Source organism: Leptothoe sp. LEGE 181152, assembly GCF_032906605.1.
Taxonomy (GTDB): Bacteria; Cyanobacteriota; Cyanobacteriia; order Phormidesmidales; family Phormidesmidaceae; genus Leptothoe; species Leptothoe turfae.
Genome location: NZ_JASATU010000065.1, coordinates 61382 through 82717, shown reverse-complemented (window position 1 = coordinate 82717; position 21336 = coordinate 61382). Strand labels below are relative to the sequence as shown.

Below are 21336 nucleotides of genomic sequence, written 5' to 3'. Positions count from 1 at the left end.
AACTCCATGGTATTTGCAGACTTTAGCTTTGCCAAAGTGCCCCCAATTTATTTTGGGGCTGGCAAACGACAGTTAATCCCTTCCTGGCTAAAAAAGAGAGGGCTGTCGCGACTGTTGCTCGTCATTGGTGGGCAGTCTCTGCAAAAAACGGGCAAGCTAGCTCAAATTGAGGCCAGCCTCCAACAAGTTGGGCTAACCTACGAAATTATCAGCTGCACCGGGGAACCGACACCTGCTTTCATTGACGGCATTTGCAAAACCTACAGAGATGAGGGGATACAGGCAGTAGTCGGTATTGGAGGCGGTAGCGTAGTCGATGCAGGTAAGGCAATTTCGGCCATGCTGCCCCATGGCAATTCCATCATGGATCACCTGGAAGGCGTGGGTAAAGGTATTGCCCACAGTGGAGAGAAAATCCCTTATCTAGCGCTGCCCACCACCTCTGGCACGGGCAGCGAAATGACCAAAAACGCCGTCATTAGCAAAGTGGGTCCCCAGGGTTTTAAAAAATCTATCCGCCATGAAAATCTGATTCCTGACGGTGTAATTGTCGATAGCGAGCTGTTAATTACCTGTCCACCCCATATTACGGCTGCCTGTGGTTTAGATGCATTTACTCAACTCCTCGAACCCTATCTGTCCCCTACCGCCAGCCCCATGACAGATGCCTTGGCTTGGAGTGGTTTAACCGCCATTGGCCCAAATCTATTGGCAGCCTGCGGTGACGGTGCTGCCGATTTAACCGTGCGTGAGGCCATGGCCTACGGTTCAATGCTCTCAGGCATTTGCCTAGCCAATGCGGGGCTGGGCATTGTCCATGGATTAGCCTCACCATTGGGTGGATTTTTCCCCATACCCCATGGTGTTGTCTGTGGCACTCTCCTAGCCACTGCCAACCAGACAAATTGGCAAGCGCTTTTAGAGCGAGACCCCAAGAATCCAGCAGTAGACAAGATGGCTAAGCTGGGAGCTTTCTTAGATGGCGAGCCAGGGAAGGAGCCCGTTAAATATGGAGAGTCACTATGTCAGACTTTGTGGAATTGGACCGAGAAACTTGAGATACCTAAGTTAGGTGAGTATGGCGTCGAAGTGTCAGATTTAAAACGGGTAATCGCTAAAACTCGTAATCGCAATAACCCTATTCAACTAACTCAAAACGAGATTAGCACTCTTGTACTCTCTCGTATTTAAATCATGGGGCAACTCAATGCCACTCCCTAAAAATTTAGCTATGGATATTCCTCACAATCCAATAACTAATTGACAGGGCGAGAATCGCAACTGCCAAACCAATAAGGCTAATACCGGTTACCTTTTCTAGATCCAAGATAATAATTTTACGCGCCACCGCTGTCAGTGAGGTAACGATCACCAGCTCTACCTGCACCACATGCTTCTTTAGATAGGCGGTGATATTTTCCAAAATTTCTAGAGCAATTAGGACGCTCAGAAATAGGCCAAAAATTTCACTGAGGGTGTTTTTAAAAAAGCCTGAAGGGCTAGGCTCTAATAATGCCACCGCTAAAAACCGAACCAGATCGACCATGATCACAAAGATCACCACCAGCATGGCAATGGATAACAGCTTCGAAACAATAGTTTCTATGCCATCAATACCGTGGAGAAAGCTTTCAGCACTTAACCAACTCCATCGCTTGCCATTTTTCTTACTGCCCATACAGATGCTCCAGAAAACGGATCCCCTCTAGGAGCACTATACAAGGCAGATGGTGGGGAGCGGGGAATAGGGAGTAGGGAGTAATGAATAGGGAGTGGGCTTTGAGGCGTCAAATTATTAGGGTGCTGATAAGCGGTTAAGATCCCCCCATTGCCCATTGCTTACTACCCGTAGTAGGCCTATTTACATAAACCGACCAGCCATTTTCAAAATATCACCCATATCCACATCGCCATCGCCATCACCATCGAGGAAAGCAGTGACCAGTGGATTGCCTTGGGCTTGAGTCCCAGACTTAGCAGCTCCCTGATTAAGAAACTTCATCACAATGGGAATCACCATGGGCAGCATAGCCTGCACCTGATTGGCATCAAGGCCCGTTTTTTCAGCTACGGCTGCTGCCACCGCACTTTGCTGTGCAGGGCTAAATAGTTGAGGGAGTACACCAGCACCATCTGTCGTACCCTGTTTGACTAAGTCAAGAACAGCGTCCATACCCTGGGCTTGTTGTTTTTCCCGCAGTGCCGATTGAACAAAGCCACCCACCACAGAGGCAGCTTGCTGAGTTGCTGAAGGGTTAGCGTTGTTTGACTGAGCAACCTGCTGCGCCATCGATACAATTTGGCCAAGCTGACCGATGCTAGCTTCACGATTGGGGTCCTGAATGGCTCCCATTACTTGATCAAATATTCCCATGGGGATTAAAGATGTCCTTGGTTAGCAACAATTGGCGACACTCATCCGCCTTGTGTATAGTAGGACGCTACACTAACTCAGGTAAAAAATTGGCAATTTCATTTTATGAATTTAGGCTATATGTCTAATATTCAATCAGCGATGTCACCTAACGACAGCGAGCACCATCTATGCGGCGACCTCTAATCATCGCTATTGCAGTTTTGATTTTTCTCGGTTTGCTGTTATGGCTGATCAGCACCTTGGGGACTCTCTATGCTGGCCTGTCTAACTTACATCCATGGTTGGCTCAGGCAATCACTAGTTTGATCGTGGTGCTTATGCTAGCCGCGTTGGGGGTAGTTGCTTATTATGGCTGGCTGTTTTTGCGTCCGCGTCATCGTGCCCAGCCGCCACCATTGCCCAAAACCACCAGCGAAGCTGCCGTCGCCCAACTGCAAAGTCTGGATCAACAGCTCAGCCACATCCAAGATGAAGTTGCGCGGCAAGCGTTAGTTCAACGGGCGAAAACCGTAACCCATGCCTTTGAACAACAGCGGCTGCATTTAGTGATTGTGGGCAGCGGCTCAGCAGGTAAGACATCTCTGGCCAATGCCCTAATGGGAGAAATGGCTGGAGAAACAGCGGTCACTAAAGGGACAACGACTCAACAGCAAGATTACCGGATAGCTATTCCGGCCATTGATGGGGAAATTATCCTCAGTGATAGTCCCGGTTTACTCGATGTTGGTGCGGCAGATCAAAACACCCGAGAACTCGCAACCCAGGCTGACTTATTGCTGTATGTAGTCGACAATGATTTGCATCGGGCGCAGTATGAGATTTTGATGCAGTTGCTAGCAGTGGGTAAGCGCACCTTGCTAGTGCTGAACAAGATTGATCTTTACACCGATGATGAGGTGGCGCTATTGGTCAGTCGACTGCGGCAGCGGATCGGACAGCAGATGGAGGGTGAGGATGTGGTTGCGATCGCAGCTCATCCCAAAGACGAACCCACCCCCTACATTCAGCCCCTCATCGACCGCATCATTGCCATTCTTCGGGCCGAAGGTCGCGACCTGATTGCCAACAACATTTTGCTACAGTCCCAGCGGCTGAGCATAGAAGCACGACAGCTGCTAACCCAACAACGTCAGCAAAAGGCTGAGGCCATTATTGACCGCTACCAGTGGATTGGGGCAGGAGTATTAGCCGCCACACCGCTACCCGTCGTGGATATGCTAGCCACCGCCGCCGTGAATACCCAAATGGTGGTGGAATTGGGGCAGGTCTATGGCATCTCCGTCAGCATCGAGGATGCCCGCACCCTAGCGATCTCGTTAGCCAAAACCATGGGCAGCTTGGGCCTGGTTAAAGGAGCACTCAAACTATTAACCGTTGGACTCCAGGCAAATCTGGCCACAGCCGTCGCTGGAAAACTTTTACAGGGTGTGAGCGCCGCCTATTTAACCCGCATCGCGGGCAAAAGTTTTGTGGACTATTTTGAAAACCAACAGGATTGGGGTGATGGCGGTATGCAAGCTGTTTTGGAAAAGCACTACCAGCTCAACCGTCGCGACCAAATCGTTCAACAATTTATTCAGCAAGCCATCGCCTCTGTTCGTAGCTGAACCCACTGCTGAGGCCACTACGGATCAGGTTTATGTAACAGAGATGAAGTTACCAAAAATGACTATCTATAAGGAAAACTTGTCCATAGAATGGTGATACAGCGATTAATCTGATGGCATCGTCAGATTAATACTCCTTAAGCCCATTAGATACATCTCTACACCCTAGAGATAACGACAATAGATATTTAAATTGTCCTAGCCCCAATCTACTCAGCCCTGATTAACAATGACCGCTAACAACGCGCAGCCTGCCCCCAGTATTCTCAAGTCAGCTGTCGCCAAGCGCACACCAACGTTTCTAATTATTGGTGTGCAAAAAGCAGGGACGACATCTATATATAACTATCTAAAGCAGCATCCCCAGGTGTACATGAGCCCGGTTAAAGAAACAGACTTCTTTAACAAGGACTGGGACAATGCATCAGCTGAGATGAAACGCCGTAAAAAAAATGGACTTGTTAGTTGGGACCTATATACCCAACTATTTGATGGGGCAACCGATGAGCATCTGGCCCTGGGAGAGGTGTCTCCCAACTACATGCTCAACTACCAAACCTCGGCTGAGCTGATTCAACAGCGTTTACCCAAAGCCAGACTGATTGCCATACTACGTAATCCCGTAGAACGGGCCTGTTCTGACTATTTAATGAACAGGCGCGACGCCATCGGCAAACAGACGCCCCTGGCGGAACAAGTCCGCAGCCGTGGCGACACGTCCTATGTGTTGCTAAAGGGAAAATATTACGAATCCCTAAAGCACTTTTTTGATGTGTGCGATCGCAACCGCATAGATGTCTTCCTCTATGACGACCTGCGCAAAAACTCTCAAACCTTTATGCAGGGCATCTATCAATCCATTGGCGTAAACGCTGATTTTGTGGCAAATACTGATAAAAAGGCCCAAACAGCCAAAGTTCCCAAGAACCAAGCACTCAATCGCCTACTCAAAACCCAAAACCCCATCCGCACGGTTGCCACTGGCATCATGCAGCTCGTTCCCACAGATCTGAGACATCAGCTGCGTGAAAAGCTGATTTCCATAAATTCCCAAGACAAGGACAAAGCGAAGTTCACAGAGGAAGACATGCTCCTCCTACAGCAGTACTATCGCGAAGATATTCTAAAACTCCAGGATCTTTTGCAACGGGATTTGTCGGCCTGGCTGAAGGATGCCAGCTAAGGAAAAGGACTTGAAAAATACAGAATTATTTTTGTAGGGGCGTACAACTGTACGCCCCTACAGAATTTCTTTTAACTGACCAAGAAATTCCCCCAACCCAGCACCAAACTACCCATCGGTGCTGGCACCATTTCGCCACGAAAATCCAGCATCTGCACCAGTAATAAATAGGCAATGGCTAATACTAATGAAATTGCACCCGTAATAATCGCAACAATTTTTGAACGATCCATATTAAAAGAGGTAGTCTAACGTTTTGGCATAGTATGACAGGGCTATTTAAACGCTCTGATAACCTAATCTAGGTTATTGAGAATCTACCCCCTTTCTCAACTATACCGACTAGACCATACCTAATGTGTGCAGCGCCCCGTTAAGGGTCGTATTTTGTGAGTTAATGGACACCGTTTTTCCCACTGGTGCTAACCCGTCTGCCATTGTGCATCGTCCGGTTATCGTTAAAACTCAGGATCTGAGTAAGACCTATCGCACGGGTTTTTGGCTAAATCAAAAGATAACCTCACTACAGCATTGTTCCTTGGAGATATATCAAGGAGAAACGTTTGGATTATTAGGCCCAAACGGTGCTGGCAAAACCACACTCCTCAAACTGCTTTTAGGTATTATCCGTCCCTCTTCAGGCAGTGCTCAGCTGCTTAATCAGCCTGCTGGCGACCCAACTGTTAAGCAGCAAATCGGCTACTTGCCAGAAAATCCTTACTTTTATGACTATCTAACTGGCTGGGAATTTCTCACCTACTCTGCTGGTTTGTTTAATATTCCAGCCTCTATATATAAAGAGCGAATTCCTGAACTTTTGGATCGGGTAGGTTTATCACGACAGGCGGCCATTAAAAAACAGCTGCGCCAGTATTCCAAGGGGATGCTGCAGCGCATCGGCCTGGCCCAAGCCCTAATTAATGATCCAGATATCATTTTCTTAGATGAGCCCATGTCGGGACTGGATCCTACGGGTCGCTACCTGGTAAGGGAAGTCATTCTGTCGCTGAAAGACCAGGGTAAGACGATCTTTTTTAATAGTCATATTTTGGCCGATGTGGAAGTCATTTGCGATCGCATCGCTATCCTTAACGAAGGTGAACTGATCTGCCAGGGCAGTCTCCATGAGCTACTCGGGGCTCCCGATGCCTATTTTGTAAAAGGCCAGGGGGGCAGTCTGGATGTTCTAGAAAAATGGCTGCAAAATCTCACCTTCGAAGGCGGCTACTGGCAAGGTTATCTCCAAGGGAATCCCAACGACTTTATGGCCAGCGTCACCTTGATGAATGGCCGTCTAATTACTCTAGACCTCAGTCGGCTTTCCCTAGAGGCGTTTTTTATTCAGCAAATCAACCAGCAAGGGACAGCACCCAGCAAAACCTAAACACTAATTTCCCGATCAAGGGGACACAATCACCCCCAAATAGCTCTAAAGTATAAACTTCACCACGTAGTGTCTCAGCATTTGTCATGGTCGAAGTCTCTACTACTGCATTTATTGATCGCTCAGATTGGGGGCGGATTCAGATCACTGGAGATGATCGACTCCGCTTTCTCCATAACCAAACGACGAATGCCTTTGAACAATTAGCACCCGGCCAGGGCTGTGAAACAGTACTGGTTACATCCACAGCACGCACCCTGGATCTAGTCAGCGCCTATGTAGATAACAGTAGTGTTCTGCTGATGGTATCTCCTGGCATGGCAGACGAACTGATCGCCTGGATGGACCGCTATATCTTTTTTGCCGACAAAGTTAATCTCAGCAATCAAACCGAAGTAACCTTTGCCATTACCATCCTAGGCCCAGAAACTGACCAGCTTTTAACCAAACTTGAGTTACCTCAACCCGATACTGCCCCTTACAGCCATATCCTGGCCAATTGGCCTGCTGGCAACGTTGAAATTCAAGTTGTCAGAGAAACCGGTTTGGGAATACCTGGCTATACCTTAATCGGTGCTAAAGAGCACGGTCCTGCGTTACAAAACTGGCTAATTGAGCAACAGATATCTTGCCTATCCGCCCAGGAATGGGAAGTACTACGGATTCGTCAAGGTCGCCCTATGCCTGGGAAAGAATTAACCGATAAAGATAACCCCCTGGAAGCTGGACTCTGGCATACAGTTTCCTTTGAAAAAGGCTGTTATATCGGCCAGGAAACCATTGCTCGACTCAACACCTATCAGGGCGTGAAGAAACAACTTTGGGGCTTTAAGCTGGACAAACTAGTACCTGCTGATGCCGCCCTCAGCCTGGAAGGTGCTCCCATGGGCAAAATCACTAGTGTGGTAGCTGACGATACTGGTGTTTGGGGATTAGGGTACCTGCGTACTAAAGCCGGAGGCGCGGGGCTAACTTTAGAGGTAGAAGACACTACGGCTGAGGCAATAGATCTGCCATTTTTATCCCGTGGCTATTTGGATGACAGTCAGTCTCCCATTACTGCTCCCTAGCTCAACGGATAGCAATGTTATTTTTTAATATTTTCTCAGGAATTTCTTTTTTAAAACAGAACAACTAGTAGCTACAATAGGAGAAGCGTGGGTTTTTCGCTGCAGGTTTTTTAAAATTCGTTTCCGAGTGGAAAGACTAACTCTGACATGGGTACTCTGAAAGTGCGTTAAGAGATTCATGCCAGTTTAGTTCTGAAGAACACTCACCGTCTGCAGGAATAGGCCAACGCATCAGGTTTGAAAAAAACTTTATTCCTAAGACTATCCCTACCCCAGGGCAGGGATAGTCAGTTTCATATCAATGTGGCAAATAACAATACTATTTAGAGGCTTTAGTCATGGCAACATCCCCTTGGAGATTACCGCTTGATCGAGCAGTTCGCTACGCTGTTAGTGATGCGTTAGCGTCAGTCAAATCTTACGTGTACGATTTAGAGTATTCTCAGCGTCAGTCCTCCCAGGAGGTCATTCCCTGGAACAATTATTTAGCCGATCTCAGAGCTCTGCATCAGCTGCTGCTGAATCTACCAAGTCTCGAAACGGCTGCATGGTTAACCGACGACGACGCTTACAATGCCCCCACATTTACACCATTTGTTAATGGCATTGCTGACGCCAAAACAAGTATTCGTAGGGTTCACGGCTGGCTACTCTCTCTGTCTCATGCCACAACAGATCATAAGTCTGAACGTCATCCCCGTTCTATCTCCATAGAACAAGAGTATTATTTTCGTCAGATTGATAAGGCGTTAACTCAACTACAATTGATGCCTACACCTGGTAGCGAAGCTTGGTACACCAAGTATGAACCGGCTGTTGAGAAAGTAACATCTGTCACAGCAAGTCAGCAACCTCGAGAACGAGCAGTCGCTTAACCCTAAATGGGCTAAATTTGCTCGGTGTTGCTTTCATATATATATGCTGAACTCTCTATAAAGGGAGCTGCCAATAGGCAGCTCCCTTTAATGCTGATGGTTGTTGATGGACAATCCCATGGGAATATTGGCACAGACAGGTCACGTTACCGTGGCGATAATTCAATAGTTCGATATACTAGATGCTCACGAAACTTATAGCACACTGCTGAATGCATATCTCATCTCCGAAGGAGAGGCTGCATATCTCTGAAGGAGAGGCTGCGCCAAGCCATATGTATAGCAATATAGCCACGATTCTATTGCGATATAATCTAGAGCCTTTATCAGGATTCCAAAGATTTTTCGTTTCAACTCCAGGGTCAATATCAAAAGCAACGGAAATTAGACACCCTTATCGTGTATTTCGTGATCGTGGGTCTTGCATCACTCATTGACCATCAATTCACCTGTCTAGGATCCTGAAACTTGTCTTCCCGCCCTCCTATTAATTCTCTTGATGAAGAATCTGCCCCACAGCAAAAGGCAGATTATGGTCCTCTGCTCATCACAATTTTGATGTTTTTAGGGGTTATTGGGGTGCTTTTCCACTGGGCATCCCCAAAAATGAATTGGCCCTACCGTTTACCAAAAGCATGGTTTGATCCATCTAGGTTATTAGGCCTAGGCTCAGCTAATTGGGTAGAATCCCCATTGCCTTTGGCCATGGTGGGGGGTGATCCATATATACGTGCCCTAATGCGGACCATCTCAGCCAGCGAATCGAATATGGATAAGCCATATCGCCTGCTGTATGGTGGCAAGACCATTGATCAATTGAGTCACCATCCTGATACCTGTGTACCGATCGAAACCGGTCCAAATCTGGGTGACTGCACAACCGCTGCGGGGCGATATCAGTTTTTGACAACAACCTGGCAAGCCAAAGCCGAGCAGTACCATCCCTATCCGCCGGACTGGTTTGAATTTTGGCAAGTCTATGATTTTTCGCCTGAATCACAGGATGTTGTTGTCTATCGCTGGCTGGCTGATCCAGATGCTTGGGGAACGGATATTAGTCAGCAATTACAGGCTGGGAAAATCAATCAGGTATTAGAACTGCTATCAGGCACCTGGACCAGTCTAGGTTATGGCATCGAAACCAATTCTATGTCCGGCCATCTGCCTCGCATCTATGGCGAGATGCTAGAAGAAGAACTCTCAGTCCCCTAGCGGCTGATTGGCAGCGGTGATGGAAATCATTGATTAAACAGCAGAGAGTTGAGGATTCAGTACGGTTGCGATCGCATCTCTAATCTGTTGGCGTTTAGCCTGTACCTGACCAGACTCCAGCAACTGCTGCGCCTGTTGTAAACCATCTGTGAGAGTTGCTGCCACCTCTGCGCGCCATAGATAAAACCCCCCATTCCAAATCACTGAACGGGTTAACTCCGTCGGCTCCCCATAAATTGCCTGTTCTAGATAACGATTAAAATTCTCATCTAAACTCGGATCCGCACCTTCAAACCCATAGTCTCTTGGATGGAGCAACAGACGTTCAAATACAGGTTCTCCATCTTTCAGACTTCCCATGCCAATAATTGCTGTCCGACTGCGGGCTAAATCACAACTGCCTTCTAACCCTTTAACCGTTGTAAATTCTTCGGTATGGCGCAGCTGATAGGTTTCCTGAGTACGGGTTTCTGTAGGCGGATGTACAAAACTACTGACAACATGATGTTTACCATCGCAGGGGGACCACATTAACTCTACGGTAGCCAGTGTGGGTCGTTTGCCAATTTGCTCTCGATATGGAACTAACCCATGGGCTGCAAGAAAGTGTTGAGGCATGTAGACAAAGCCCACATGGGTAAGCTCAAACACTTTTTGGGTTTGGTCAAGCGTTAATGGTCGCCAAGTCAAACCTAAATCATGCCAAATATCAACCAGGGGTAATCCCATTTTGGTGGGCATCCGCTCGCCACCATGTAAAATCACCGGCACCCCTGCAGCAGCCAAAATTAGCGCAGTAACAGGTGTCACCGGAGCATTACGAGCACGACCATCGTAGGGATTGTTTAACACCATCGTCCGATAGTCGGTCAGCGGTGCTGTTAATTTTCCCCCCATTTGATCGTAGCAATCTAGCATGCCAGCAAGTTCTGGAATGGTGGGTCGCTTAATCCTCTGCGCAATCATAAAAGCACCAATCTGAGCAGGGGTTGCCGTTTGCTCAAGCATCATCCGAGTAGCAAGGGCAGATTCTTCTCGACTTAAGTGCTTTGAGGTATGGGTGCCACTACCGATCTTCTTTAAAAGATCTCGAAAGGTGTTGCTCATAATGAGACTGGGGGTGGACGTTAGAGATTGGGGGTATACCCATCAAAATGACCTAGATAGGCCAATTAACTTTAGGCCACTAGGCTAGGTAATTCACTGAGCTGACTAAAGCTTTCATCTGCTAAACGCTGAACCATATCGCAGAACTGTCGTACGGGCGGTAACCGCAGACGATCTTGGGTAGTCACCATGACCACTTGACGAGTCAGAACAGGTGCAGCTGTGCTGCGAACAGCTAAACCAGGATCTCGACGACTTTCAGCCAGGGCCGACTGAGGCAATAGGGCAATCATTTTACCTTGGCGAACAACACCTCGAAATGCATCGAGGGTATTAAGTTCGAGGGCCATTTTTAACTCAGTTTCAGGCACCTGAGATTGAACCAATCGCTGCATGCCATAGCCATCTTTAAAGACCACATGGGGGTAACGGGCAATTTCAGACCAAGGAGCCGGGCTATAGGTTGCCAAAGGATGATCAGCCGCCATCAACACTTCCACCCGATCCTCATATAGAGGAGTGACCGACATCTCTTGGGAATTAGTCAGCATGGGATTGTGCATAACGATGGCGATATCCACCAGGCCATCTCGCAAAACCTTGAGAGATCGATCGCTACCGAGGGCCGTTACCCGCAACTGTACCTTAGGATAGCGCTGACAAAACTGGGTGATAATTGGCGGCAAAAAGTGAGAACACACCGACTGAATCCCCGCAACACAGAGTTCTGGTTGGCGACCTTCCAGCAAATCTGCAATTTCACTCGTGGCCTGCTTCCACTCCTGACAAATCCGGCGGGCCCTGGGCAAAAGCCGTTCTCCACCAATGGTGAGCTTGGCTTGGGCCGTACGATGAAACAAGGGCATACCCAAGTCATCTTCTAAACCACGAATTTGTCGGCTAACGGTGGACTGGGTAATGCCACATTTACGGGCTGCTGACTGAAAACTGCCGGTCTCGGCAATGGCTAAAAATGCTTGTAGCTGCTCTATGCGCATGGACTTACAAGGATTAGGGGCTTAAAAATCACCAAAAATGGCGAAGCCGTTCATCTCCACTCTAGGCAGCCTTAACATTATATTTAGTGCGTCTGGCTACCGGTGGCGGACCAACTAAGCAAATATTGCTAAAGATTTTTAAAACTGCACTATACATTCCAACCAGTAGCAATCCTCACAACCCCCTTAGGGTAGGCCGGTTGCTGCCATTTTTTGAAAATAGCAGTCAAACAAGCACTGAAATAATGCCGTCAGTGTTTATCAAAAGAAATATGGTTCTGAAAATAAGGATTGAGAAACAGGAGATCAGATTTTTATCTTTATTTTAATATTTTCTTAAGCTTATAGGTTGACCTTACTCCTGACTAGGCCTTAATCGGGTAAATTACCAAAGCTTCAGAACATCTGCCTGGTGTTCAGGGCTATCTTCAAGGTAGTTTGAAACTCGTTCCAAACTATGGTCAGGCTCCAAACGTTTTAAGGCAGCAATGGTGTGAATTGGGATAGCATCCGCCGTATGCTTCAGTAATGGTAATAGTGCATCAAATGCCTGGGGGAGTCCCAAACTAGCTAATGCCATAATCACTGCCTGCACGACAGCCTCCGATGGTTTGTTTTGTAACTGTTCAATCAAACTGTGGGTGGCTTGTTCAGACAGGGCTACCTGGCGCATGTCCCCAAGCACACGAACAATAGCTACTAATACCTGCGTTTTTTCTTGAGCAGTAAACAACTCGCTATCGTCAGCCTCTGTAGTTGCAAACTCTTTGAACGCATGGGTCAAGATGGCAAAAGCTCGCTGTGTACTTTGTTCGGTGACAGCGGCAACATGATCGCAATACCACTCCAATGCTCTCACTGTATCGATGCGTAGAGCTATTGGCGTGTGGATTGACAATAGTATCCGTTGGAGCGCATCAAGACTATCTTCATCACCTAAACGACCCAGGGCAAGGGCTGTCTGGCAACAAACACTGACATCAATATCCCATAGCAACGGTTGAAGCATTTGACTGATCTGGTGATGTGCTTGCAAATCGTGACGACGCCCCAACGCCATCACGGCTGCTTTACGCACCGCTGTAGCTGGATCGCCCAGGGCAGTCAATAAAACAGGCGTAACAACACTGCTATGGAAACTGCCTAACGCATCGATGGCATAGTAGCGGACAGTTGCATTTTCATCCCCGGCAACACTGACCATAGCGGGAATAACACCGCTAGATCGTACCTGGTTAAGGGCTTTTGCTGCTAGCAAACGTCGCCTGGGGTTTTGTAATAGCTGACTCAGAACAGTAATGGTAACAGGCCCCATGGCCGCCAACGTCTCAATGGCGAAAGCACTGAGCTCTGCCGCTTGCTCTGCCGTACGATTTACATAGTAAGTCGTATTATCAATCTGCTCGGCAATGGCGGCGATCACCTCAGGTCCAGGGAAATGCCCCAAGGCACGAATGGTAAACCAGTGGGTTTCAGCATCAACGGCAGGATCATTCAGTAACTCTAGGAGGGGTGCGATCGCACTATCCCCTTCTCTCACAATCAGCTTGGCACTGTTCCACTTTTGCTTAAAATCACCCGATTTAAAGTACTGCCAGTGACTTACTCGACTTTCCAACTCTGAGGGTTCCACGCCGCTAAGACCCTTCGATGGTGGCATACATGAACTCCACAGACATCTCGTTCATTATTCCGCGAAAAGGAGCTGGTAGCACATTTACCCATGCATATATCGATTTTTCAAATGCAACATATGCATTATTTTGCCAACGTATCACTGCTTAAGATGGGATCTCATTAAAGTCCCAATAATTAATTGTAGGCATTTACAGATGGCCACACCTACTTTAGAAGCTAGACACTGACTACTATCAAGACAAACCCAGAACGCTCAATTAAACCAACTGAAACCTGTAAGAAACAGAGATCAAAACACCAAATAACGCATCACTCCAATGCAATTCATGCAAGAGTGCATTGGGAATGGTAGTTTTCTATACAAAAAAATAAGGTTTTTCTCAATATTCTTTATTTAACTCGATAGCAAGCGAGCTAAATGAACTCCTGAAGCGGTTCCTTATAAGTGTGTCTAGCGGGGCAGGGCCATAGATTCTTAGGAATCTTGGTGTTTTGCTCCCGTTTTTTTTGCTTCGGCTAGACCGATGAACTGCCTAAGGTTGCACCTATGGCCGATGGGCTCAGGTGTTTTCTGTTAATTATGTTGGGAGTGCTGCTGTGGTCACCGCATCCACTACTGAGAAAAAGGTAAAACTCAATAAGTTTGAAAAATACAAAGCCGAAAAGGATGGCTTGGCAGTTAAGGACGAACTACAAAAGTTTGCCGAAATGGGTTGGGAAGCTGTTGATGAGACTGACTTAACCCAGCGTCTCAAGTGGTTAGGCATTTTCTTCCGCCCCGTTACTCCTGGTAAGTTTATGCTGCGGTTGCGCATGCCCCACGGATTAATTTCGGCCCAACAGATGCGTGTTCTAGCTGAAATTGTTCAGCGATATGGTGACGATGGCAGTGCTGACATTACAACCCGGCAAAATTTGCAGCTACGCGGCGTTCACTTAGAAGATATTCCTGATATTTTCTCCAAAATGCATGCCGTTGGTCTCACTTCGATGCAATCGGGGATGGACAATGTCCGCAACATTACAGGCTCCCCTGTTGCTGGGATTGATGCCAATGAATTAATCGATACCCGAGAATTGGTTCAAGCCGTGCAAGACATGATTACCAACAGTGGTCAAGGTAATTATGACTTCACAAATTTGCCGAGAAAATTCAACATTGCCCTCGAAGGAAGTACCGACAACTCGGTGCATGCCGAGATTAATGACATTGCCTTTGTCCCCGCTTACAAAGATGGCAATCTTGGCTTTAATGTATTAGTCGGCGGCTTCTTCTCATCCACTCGATGTGCGGCAGCCATCCCTCTAGATGTATGGGTTCCAGCAGACAAAGAAGATGTTGTTGAACTGTGTCGAGCCATCTTAACGGTTTATCGCGATAATGGTTCTCGGGGTAATCGTCAAAAAACCCGTTTAATGTGGTTGATTGATGAATGGGGGATGGACAAGTTCCGCACTGAAGTGGAAAAAAGCGTTGGCAAGCCCCTAGCCACAGCCGCACCTGAAGATGCCTTAGATGCTGATAAGCGAGATCACGTCGGTGTCTTTCAACAAAAACAGGAAGGTCTTAACTATATTGGCTTACATATTCCCGTAGGTCGTCTACGGGCAGAACAGATGCTGGACTTAGCTCGTGTAGCTGAAGTTTATGGCAGTGGCGATCTGCGGCTAACCGTTGAACAGAATGTCATTATTGCTAACGTTCCAGATAATCGGTTAGCCGTCTTTTTAGCAGAACCTATTGTTCAGACGTTCCCCATTCAGCCATCTTCTTTAGTGCGCTCTTTGGTGTCTTGTACAGGGGCCCAATTTTGTAACTTTGCCCTTGTGGAAACCAAGATGCAATCCTTGGCCCTCGCGCGACGTCTCGACTCAGAGTTAGATATTTCTGAGCCCGTGCGTATACATTGGACCGGTTGCCCCAACTCCTGTGGTCAGCCTCAGGTGGCACAAATTGGCATGATGGGCACCAAAGCCCGCAAAAATGGCAAAATGGTGCCTGCAGTAGACATCTATATGGGCGGCACCGTAGGCAAAGACGCTCATCTGGGCGAGCGGGTCATGCAAAAGGTACCTTGCGATGAACTCCCCGGCGTAGTGCGCAAGCTGCTGACTGAAAACTTTGGAGCAACCCTCAAACCGGGTGTAGTGATTGACGAGCCTGTTGAAGAAACAGAAACAGCTACTCCTGTTAAAACGAAGAAACCTGCCGTTGTTGTTTTCTCTCAGTCTGACAAAGAGATTAACTGTGATGATGGTCAACCCATTTTGGCAATTGCTGAAGCAGCAGGGATAGACGTTGAAAGCAGTTGTCAGTCTGGTTCTTGTGGCACATGCAAGCTACCTCTGATAGAGGGCAAGATTCGTTATGAAGGCGATCCAGCGGCTCTTGAAGCTGGAGAGAAAGGTGCAGTTTTGACCTGTATCGCGCATGCGGAAGGTCGGGTAGTGATTGACGCTTAAGAAAGCATCATTTTGACAATTGCAAACCTCCTTGACAGGATCAACTATCAAGGGGGTTTTTATTAGGAAAAACGACAGTAAAACACCTGTAAAATGCAAATAATGCATTGGATATATGCAAAATAAAAATCAGTTTGTTAACGCCGTTAAAAATGTTACAGAACTGGCGTATAAACCATGGGCATTATTGGCATCATTAGAAACGCTTTCTAACTAATGGATAATCTAAAGTCATTGATATTTCCTGCTTTCCTGGGTCTTACTGCTGGAGTAGCCCACGGTATTATTTCGCACCAGACTGGATTACCCATGTCATTAACCGAGCAATTTATACAGCCATTCACTGCTTCTGAAACAGTCAGCTACTCGTTTCAAGACTAAATTTCGTAAACAGTATTGTTTGCTACAGAATAATTATGGGATGCTTGAGCTGACATTATAGTTCAGGGTTAGTTATATGGACTCCCAGACTCGTGCCATGTCTACTCAAGTTTCCAGCCTAGATCGAACTTTGGCGGCGGCTCTAGCAGCGTTTTCCATGTTTGTGGTTGGTTACACCGCTGTTCGTGTTTACTTAGCTCAGCCAGCTACAACCGCAGATGTGACTAACGTTACGCCTCACCAGGCTACATTGTGGTCTGAACTTGGCAAGTAGTTGGCATGATTAGCTAGACAAGCTAGCAAGAGCTAGACAAGCTAGCGAGCAACATAGACAGTTGGTTTTTCGATAAAATCTCTTGAAAGCCTGACATTCTCTGAGCGGAATGTCAGGCTTTTTAGCTGAAAAAACTTCTAATATCAGTCACTATCTAAAGTCTTGCATTTAAGCTATGAAACGAGCGCCAGGAATCTTGTAACTACTGGCCACGACATCCGCAGAAGAGTGATCCAATAGTGTGCCCAAACTGCTTTCACTTCAGCATCTTGGGCGACTTTATGCAAAAAACAAACAATCACATGCAAAAAAAGAATTACTTGTCGTTAACGGTAGCGAAAGGCACATTTTTACTTGTTGCTCACCGATAATGTAACGCTATGGTGATTTGGCTTTAGATTTTATCTATTCAACTAATCTTAAATCGGCAGATTTCATCAAGTTTTTGTCAATGATTTTTGTTTTTTAGAGTGAGTTGATTAGAGAGATTCAGGGCTATCCACCATTAAATCTGTTGCGTCGCGTTGTCTGTTGTCCTTTCAGGATCCATAGCATTAGCGATTTTGTTCTAAAAAAGCAGCAGTCTGAAATCTACTAATGAGTGAATTTCAGAAGGAAAGTGAAATGTTTGTCTGTCCAGGAGAATAGAACTGATGCTAGGAGAGATGTGGTCCTTTAGGGGACGCTACAAAATCCTCCACATGACCTGGTTTGCCTTTTTCCTGTCGTTTGTTGTTTGGTTTAACCTGGCACCTTTGGCGACAGCAATTAAGGCGGATTTTGGTCTGGAGGTAGGTCAAATTCGTACCATTGCTATTTGCAATGTGGCTCTTACAGTTCCAGCTCGTGTCATCATCGGCATGTTGTTGGATAAATATGGTCCTCGTTTGACCTATTCGCTGTTGCTCATCTATGCAGCGATTCCCTGTATTATTTTCGCCTCTGCCCAAAGCTTTAACCAGTTGGTGATTGGCCGTCTGCTCATGGGTATTGTGGGTGCTGGTTTTGTCATCGGTATTCGCATGACCGCAGAGTGGTTCCCCCCCAAGGAGATTGGTCTGGCTGAAGGTATTTATGGTGGCTGGGGTAACTTTGGTTCTGCATTCTCTGCATTTACTCTTGTCGGTCTGGCAACTGCTCTCAACTTCATTCCTGGTGCTTTCCAAGTCCCTGACAGTGGTCCATTACTCAATTGGCGCATTGTGATTGCTGCCACTGGTATCATTGCAGCCCTTTATGGATGCTTATACTACTTCAGCGTGGAAGATACGCCCCCTGGTAAGGTTTACCAGCGTCCCCCCAGCACTCGCGGTATGGAAGTCACTACGGTAAGAGACTTCTGGGGTCTGATGCTTATGAATCTACCTCTAACTGGCATTCTGGTTGTTCTGGCTTGGCGTCTTAAGAAAGTTGGTTTCCTCAACGAAGGTACATTTGGTCTTGCGATCGCAGCCCTAATCGCCCTGTATCTCTTCCAGGCTTACAACTGCTGGACAGTCAATAAAGACTTATTGTCTGGTGCTAAGCGCTACCCTGCTGAAGATCGCTATAAGTTTAAGCAGGTTGCCATTCTTGAGCTAACTTACATTGTGAATTTCGGTTCTGAGCTGGCTGTAGTATCCATGCTGCCCGCTTTCTTCGAAGGCACCTTTGGTTTGAGCAAAGCCCTGGCCGGTATGTTGGCCGCAAGCTACGCGTTCATGAATCTGTTTGCTCGTCCTAGCGGTGGTTTGATTTCCGACAGACTCGGTAGCCGTAAAACAACTATGGGGGTTCTAACCCTCTTTATGGGCATTGGTTACCTTGTCATGAGCAGCATCCCTAGTATTCGTGATGCTCTCGGCGGCGGCGGTACCTTTATGGTTGGTCTCGCCGTTATCTTAACCATGGCTTGCTCCTTCTTTGTACAAGCTGGTGAAGGCTCCACATTTGCCATCGTGCCCCTTGTAAAGCGCCGTGTAACTGGTCAGATTGCTGGTAACGTTGGTGCTTACGGTAACGTTGGTGCGGTTGCTTACCTGACTCTTTACAGCTTGGTACCTGAGGGAGATATCGGTAACATCATCTTCTTCCAGACCCTAGGTGTTGCAGCAATTATTGTTGCCTTCCTATGCTTCTTCATCCTCGAAGAGCCCAAAGGTTCCTTTGCAGAGGCCCACGAAGGTGAAGACATATCTAATATATCTGTACCTGCTGATGGTTCCTACGTTGGCTAACGCCACAACAACGTTCGCTTAAGCGAGCAAAACAGCGTCGATACTGGTTGTCATTATCCCAAGTGTTATAGCAACCAGTGATGATAGCAATGTCAACTCAACAGATTGGGGGGCCGGTTTGCGCTCCCCTTTTCTGTCTAAAAAAGATTTAATTTTCGAATTAACATAAGACAGATTTCTTGTGGATGGAGGATGCGATCTATGGCTGATGGAGCAAAAACACTGTGCCCATACTGTGGTGTAGGCTGTGGCCTTGAGGTATTACCTCCTGCGCAACCGGGGCGAGCTGTAAATCGCGATGAACAGGGTAATCCGGTTTGGCAAGCGCGGGGCGATCGCAACCACCCATCAAGCAAAGGTCAGGTATGCATCAAGGGGGGCACCATCGGCGATTCCCTTGATCGGGGGCGATTGCTTCACCCAATGATGAGAGAGTCTCTCGACCAGCCACTACAGCGTGTCTCTTGGGAAGATGCCCTCAATCGCATCACCTATGAGATTCGTAAAACCTTGAATGAACGAGGTCCAGAAGCCATTGCCATGTATGGGTCTGGCCAGTTTCAAACAGAAGATTATTACACCGCACAAAAGTTATTGAAAGGTTGTTTAGGTACTAACAACTTTGATGCCAACTCTCGCCTATGTATGTCGTCAGCGGTAGCGGGCTATATCCAAAGCTTTGGGTCAGATGGTCCCCCTTGTTGTTACGACGATTTAGAACAAACTGACTGTGCCTTTTTAATTGGGACCAATACAGCCGATTGTCATCCAATTGTGTTTAATCGGTTGAAGAAATACCACAAGAAAAACCGCAAGGTAAAGATGATTGTGGTGGACCCGCGCCGCACCGATACTGCAAAGGCAGCGGATTTACATTTGGCCATTAAGCCGGGAACCGATATTGCATTGCTCAACGGCATCGCCCACCTACTCTTGAGACATGGCTGGATCGATCCCAGCTTTATTGACTCCTGTACTGATGGCTTTAGTGACTATGCCCAGGTGGTGAAAAGCTATCCCCCCGAACGAGTGACTGAGATTTGCGGCATCACCCTGAGTGAACTTACCAAAGCAGCTGCCTGGTGGGGCAAATCTCAGCGAGTGCTATCCCTATGGTCTATGGGGGTGAACCAGTCCACAGAGGGAACTGCTAAGTGTCGCACCATCATCAACCTGCATCTGATGACAGGTAATATTGGCAAGCCTGGAGCGGGTCCTTTTTCTCTCACAGGGCAGCCCAATGCCATGGGGGGTCGAGAAGCGGGTGGATTAGCCCACATTTTGCCCGGTTATCGCCTGGTAAAAAACCCAGAGCATCGCCAAACAGTAGAAAAGGTATGGCAGGTGCCTGGGGGCAGTATTTCTCCGGTACCGGGGCTGGCGGCTTGGGATATGATGCTGGCCCTGGAACGAGGGGATCTAGGCGTCTTTTGGGTAGCTGCTACCAATCCCGCCGTCAGTATGCCAGATATTAAGCGCACCCAGGCTGCCCTCAGAAATTCTCCTTTCACCATTTGCCAGGACGCTTATTACCCAACCGAAACTGCTGCCTTTGCCCACGTAGTTCTACCCGCTACCCAATGGGGTGAGAAAGCCGGTGCCATGACTAATTCTGAGCGAGTGGTCACTTACTGCCCTGCCTTCCGTAATCCTGTTGGCGAGGCTAAGGCTGACTGGGAGATTTTTGCTGAAGTGGGTCGTCGATTGGGCTTTGAAAAACCGTTTGCTCAGCGCACATCAGCTGAGGTATATGACGAGTTTGTGACGCTGACAGCCAATCGCCTATGCGATTCTACAGGCCTCAGCCATGGGCGACTGGCGAAGGGACCCATTCAGTGGCCTTGCCCGGCAGGGGAGAGTGATGAGATCGCCTATGGCAAACATGACAAGCGACTATACACGAACTATCGATTTGCCACGCCTAATCAGAAGGCTAAGTTCTGTGCCTTCCATATTAAAGGGCTAGCTGAGCCCCCTAATGAGGATTATCCCTTTGTGCTGACAACGGGTCGACTGTATGGGCATTGGCATACTCAAAGTCGGACGGGACGGATTGAGCGGATTACAAAGCGTTATCCGGAGCCGCTGCTGGAGGTGAATCCTCGGGATGCACAGTTGCTGGAGGTGCAGTCTGGGGATTGGGTGGAGGTGCGATCGCAACGCAGCTTTGCCCAGCTAAAAGTTCTGGTCACGCAAAACATTACCCGTGGCACCATCTTTATGCCCATGCATTGGGGGTTTCTCTGGGGTGACAACATGGAAGTTAATGCCTTGACTCACCCGGAGGTTTGTCCAATCTCCCTGGAACCTGAGCTTAAGGCTTGTGCTGTGCAGGTGATTCCAGTTCCGGCACCTCAGATTTCCGATGAGGCCACTGTTAAGTCTCGGTTCGAAGCGGCCCAGAAAATAGCAATGGAACCTGTGAAAGTTTAAAGTTCGAGCATGGCTAATCCTCGGGAGAATTTAAAAGGCATCTAGGCAAACGCTTGATTGACCATATCTCGACACGGTTCACCGCACTAAGGGTAAGGGGACTGCACAACAATAAAGA

17 protein-coding genes are annotated in these 21336 nt (G+C 47.6%); 11 read left to right on the top strand and 6 right to left on the bottom strand.

Going from position 1 to position 21336, the window contains the following annotated elements:
• Positions 1–6: 6 nt before the first annotated feature.
• Positions 7–1191 carry an iron-containing alcohol dehydrogenase gene (locus QGP82_RS29495; protein WP_499061802.1) on the top strand — a complete coding sequence of 395 codons (1185 nt, stop codon included), beginning with the start codon at positions 7–9 and terminating at the stop codon, positions 1189–1191.
• Between the two features lie 34 nt (positions 1192–1225).
• Here the strand turns inward: QGP82_RS29495 and QGP82_RS29490 are convergent, their stop codons facing one another.
• Complete coding sequence (locus tag QGP82_RS29490; protein WP_163667667.1) at positions 1226–1678, bottom strand: phosphate-starvation-inducible PsiE family protein; 453 nt, start codon at positions 1676–1678, stop codon at positions 1226–1228.
• A gap of 183 nt (positions 1679–1861) precedes the next feature.
• Positions 1862–2374, bottom strand: coding sequence for a DUF937 domain-containing protein (locus QGP82_RS29485; protein WP_163667664.1), 513 nt, complete (start codon positions 2372–2374; stop codon positions 1862–1864).
• Between the two features lie 170 nt (positions 2375–2544).
• Here QGP82_RS29485 and QGP82_RS29480 point away from each other — a divergent pair, with 170 nt between their 5' ends.
• Entirely contained in the window at positions 2545–3984 is a 1440-nt protein-coding gene (locus QGP82_RS29480; protein WP_499061801.1) for a YcjF family protein, read from the top strand.
• Positions 3985–4213: 229 nt separating this feature from the next.
• Positions 4214–5167: a sulfotransferase family protein gene (locus QGP82_RS29475; RefSeq protein WP_499061800.1), complete on the top strand. Its 954-nt coding sequence runs from the start codon at positions 4214–4216 to the stop codon at positions 5165–5167.
• 71 nt (positions 5168–5238) lie between these two features.
• On the opposite strand, the gene QGP82_RS29470 is transcribed toward QGP82_RS29475, so the two are convergent.
• Positions 5239–5400 (bottom strand): hypothetical protein, encoded by a 162-nt coding sequence (locus QGP82_RS29470; protein ID WP_163667656.1) that lies wholly within the window; start codon positions 5398–5400, stop codon positions 5239–5241.
• A 164-nt stretch (positions 5401–5564) separates the two neighbouring features.
• Between QGP82_RS29470 and QGP82_RS29465 the strand changes: the two genes are divergently transcribed.
• The 4 genes from QGP82_RS29465 to QGP82_RS29450 all read left to right on the top strand — a co-directional run bounded on the left by QGP82_RS29465 (position 5565) and on the right by QGP82_RS29450 (position 9708).
• Positions 5565–6551, top strand: coding sequence for an ABC transporter ATP-binding protein (locus QGP82_RS29465; RefSeq protein WP_163667653.1), 987 nt, complete (start codon positions 5565–5567; stop codon positions 6549–6551).
• An 86-nt stretch (positions 6552–6637) separates the two neighbouring features.
• A complete protein-coding gene (gene ygfZ / locus QGP82_RS29460) occupies positions 6638–7621 on the top strand; it encodes a CAF17-like 4Fe-4S cluster assembly/insertion protein YgfZ (RefSeq protein ID WP_163667650.1) in 984 nt (327 codons plus the stop codon).
• A gap of 338 nt (positions 7622–7959) precedes the next feature.
• A complete protein-coding gene (locus QGP82_RS29455; RefSeq protein ID WP_499061799.1) occupies positions 7960–8496 on the top strand; it encodes a hypothetical protein in 537 nt (178 codons plus the stop codon).
• Positions 8497–8964: 468 nt separating this feature from the next.
• On the top strand, positions 8965–9708 hold the full coding sequence (locus tag QGP82_RS29450; RefSeq protein WP_499061798.1) for a glycoside hydrolase family 24 protein: 744 nt from the start codon (positions 8965–8967) through the stop codon (positions 9706–9708).
• 33 nt (positions 9709–9741) lie between these two features.
• On the opposite strand, the gene QGP82_RS29445 is transcribed toward QGP82_RS29450, so the two are convergent.
• The 3 genes from QGP82_RS29445 to QGP82_RS29435 all read right to left on the bottom strand — a co-directional run bounded on the left by QGP82_RS29445 (position 9742) and on the right by QGP82_RS29435 (position 13473).
• On the bottom strand, positions 9742–10815 hold the full coding sequence (locus tag QGP82_RS29445) for an anthranilate phosphoribosyltransferase family protein (protein ID WP_499061797.1): 1074 nt from the start codon (positions 10813–10815) through the stop codon (positions 9742–9744).
• Between the two features lie 71 nt (positions 10816–10886).
• Positions 10887–11813 (bottom strand): LysR family transcriptional regulator, encoded by a 927-nt coding sequence (locus QGP82_RS29440; RefSeq protein ID WP_006515233.1) that lies wholly within the window; start codon positions 11811–11813, stop codon positions 10887–10889.
• Positions 11814–12198: 385 nt separating this feature from the next.
• Positions 12199–13473, bottom strand: coding sequence for a HEAT repeat domain-containing protein (locus QGP82_RS29435; protein WP_499061796.1), 1275 nt, complete (start codon positions 13471–13473; stop codon positions 12199–12201).
• 575 nt (positions 13474–14048) lie between these two features.
• On the opposite strand from QGP82_RS29435, the gene QGP82_RS29430 reads away from it, so the two are divergent.
• The 4 genes from QGP82_RS29430 to QGP82_RS29415 all read left to right on the top strand — a co-directional run bounded on the left by QGP82_RS29430 (position 14049) and on the right by QGP82_RS29415 (position 21218).
• A complete protein-coding gene (locus QGP82_RS29430) occupies positions 14049–15914 on the top strand; it encodes a ferredoxin--nitrite reductase (protein ID WP_163698290.1) in 1866 nt (621 codons plus the stop codon).
• A 457-nt stretch (positions 15915–16371) separates the two neighbouring features.
• Entirely contained in the window at positions 16372–16569 is a 198-nt protein-coding gene (locus QGP82_RS29425) for a hypothetical protein (protein WP_163667631.1), read from the top strand.
• Between the two features lie 653 nt (positions 16570–17222).
• Entirely contained in the window at positions 17223–18785 is a 1563-nt protein-coding gene (locus QGP82_RS29420) for an MFS transporter (RefSeq protein ID WP_163667628.1), read from the top strand.
• 201 nt (positions 18786–18986) lie between these two features.
• Positions 18987–21218 (top strand): molybdopterin oxidoreductase family protein, encoded by a 2232-nt coding sequence (locus tag QGP82_RS29415; protein WP_499061795.1) that lies wholly within the window; start codon positions 18987–18989, stop codon positions 21216–21218.
• Positions 21219–21336: the final 118 nt, after the last annotated feature.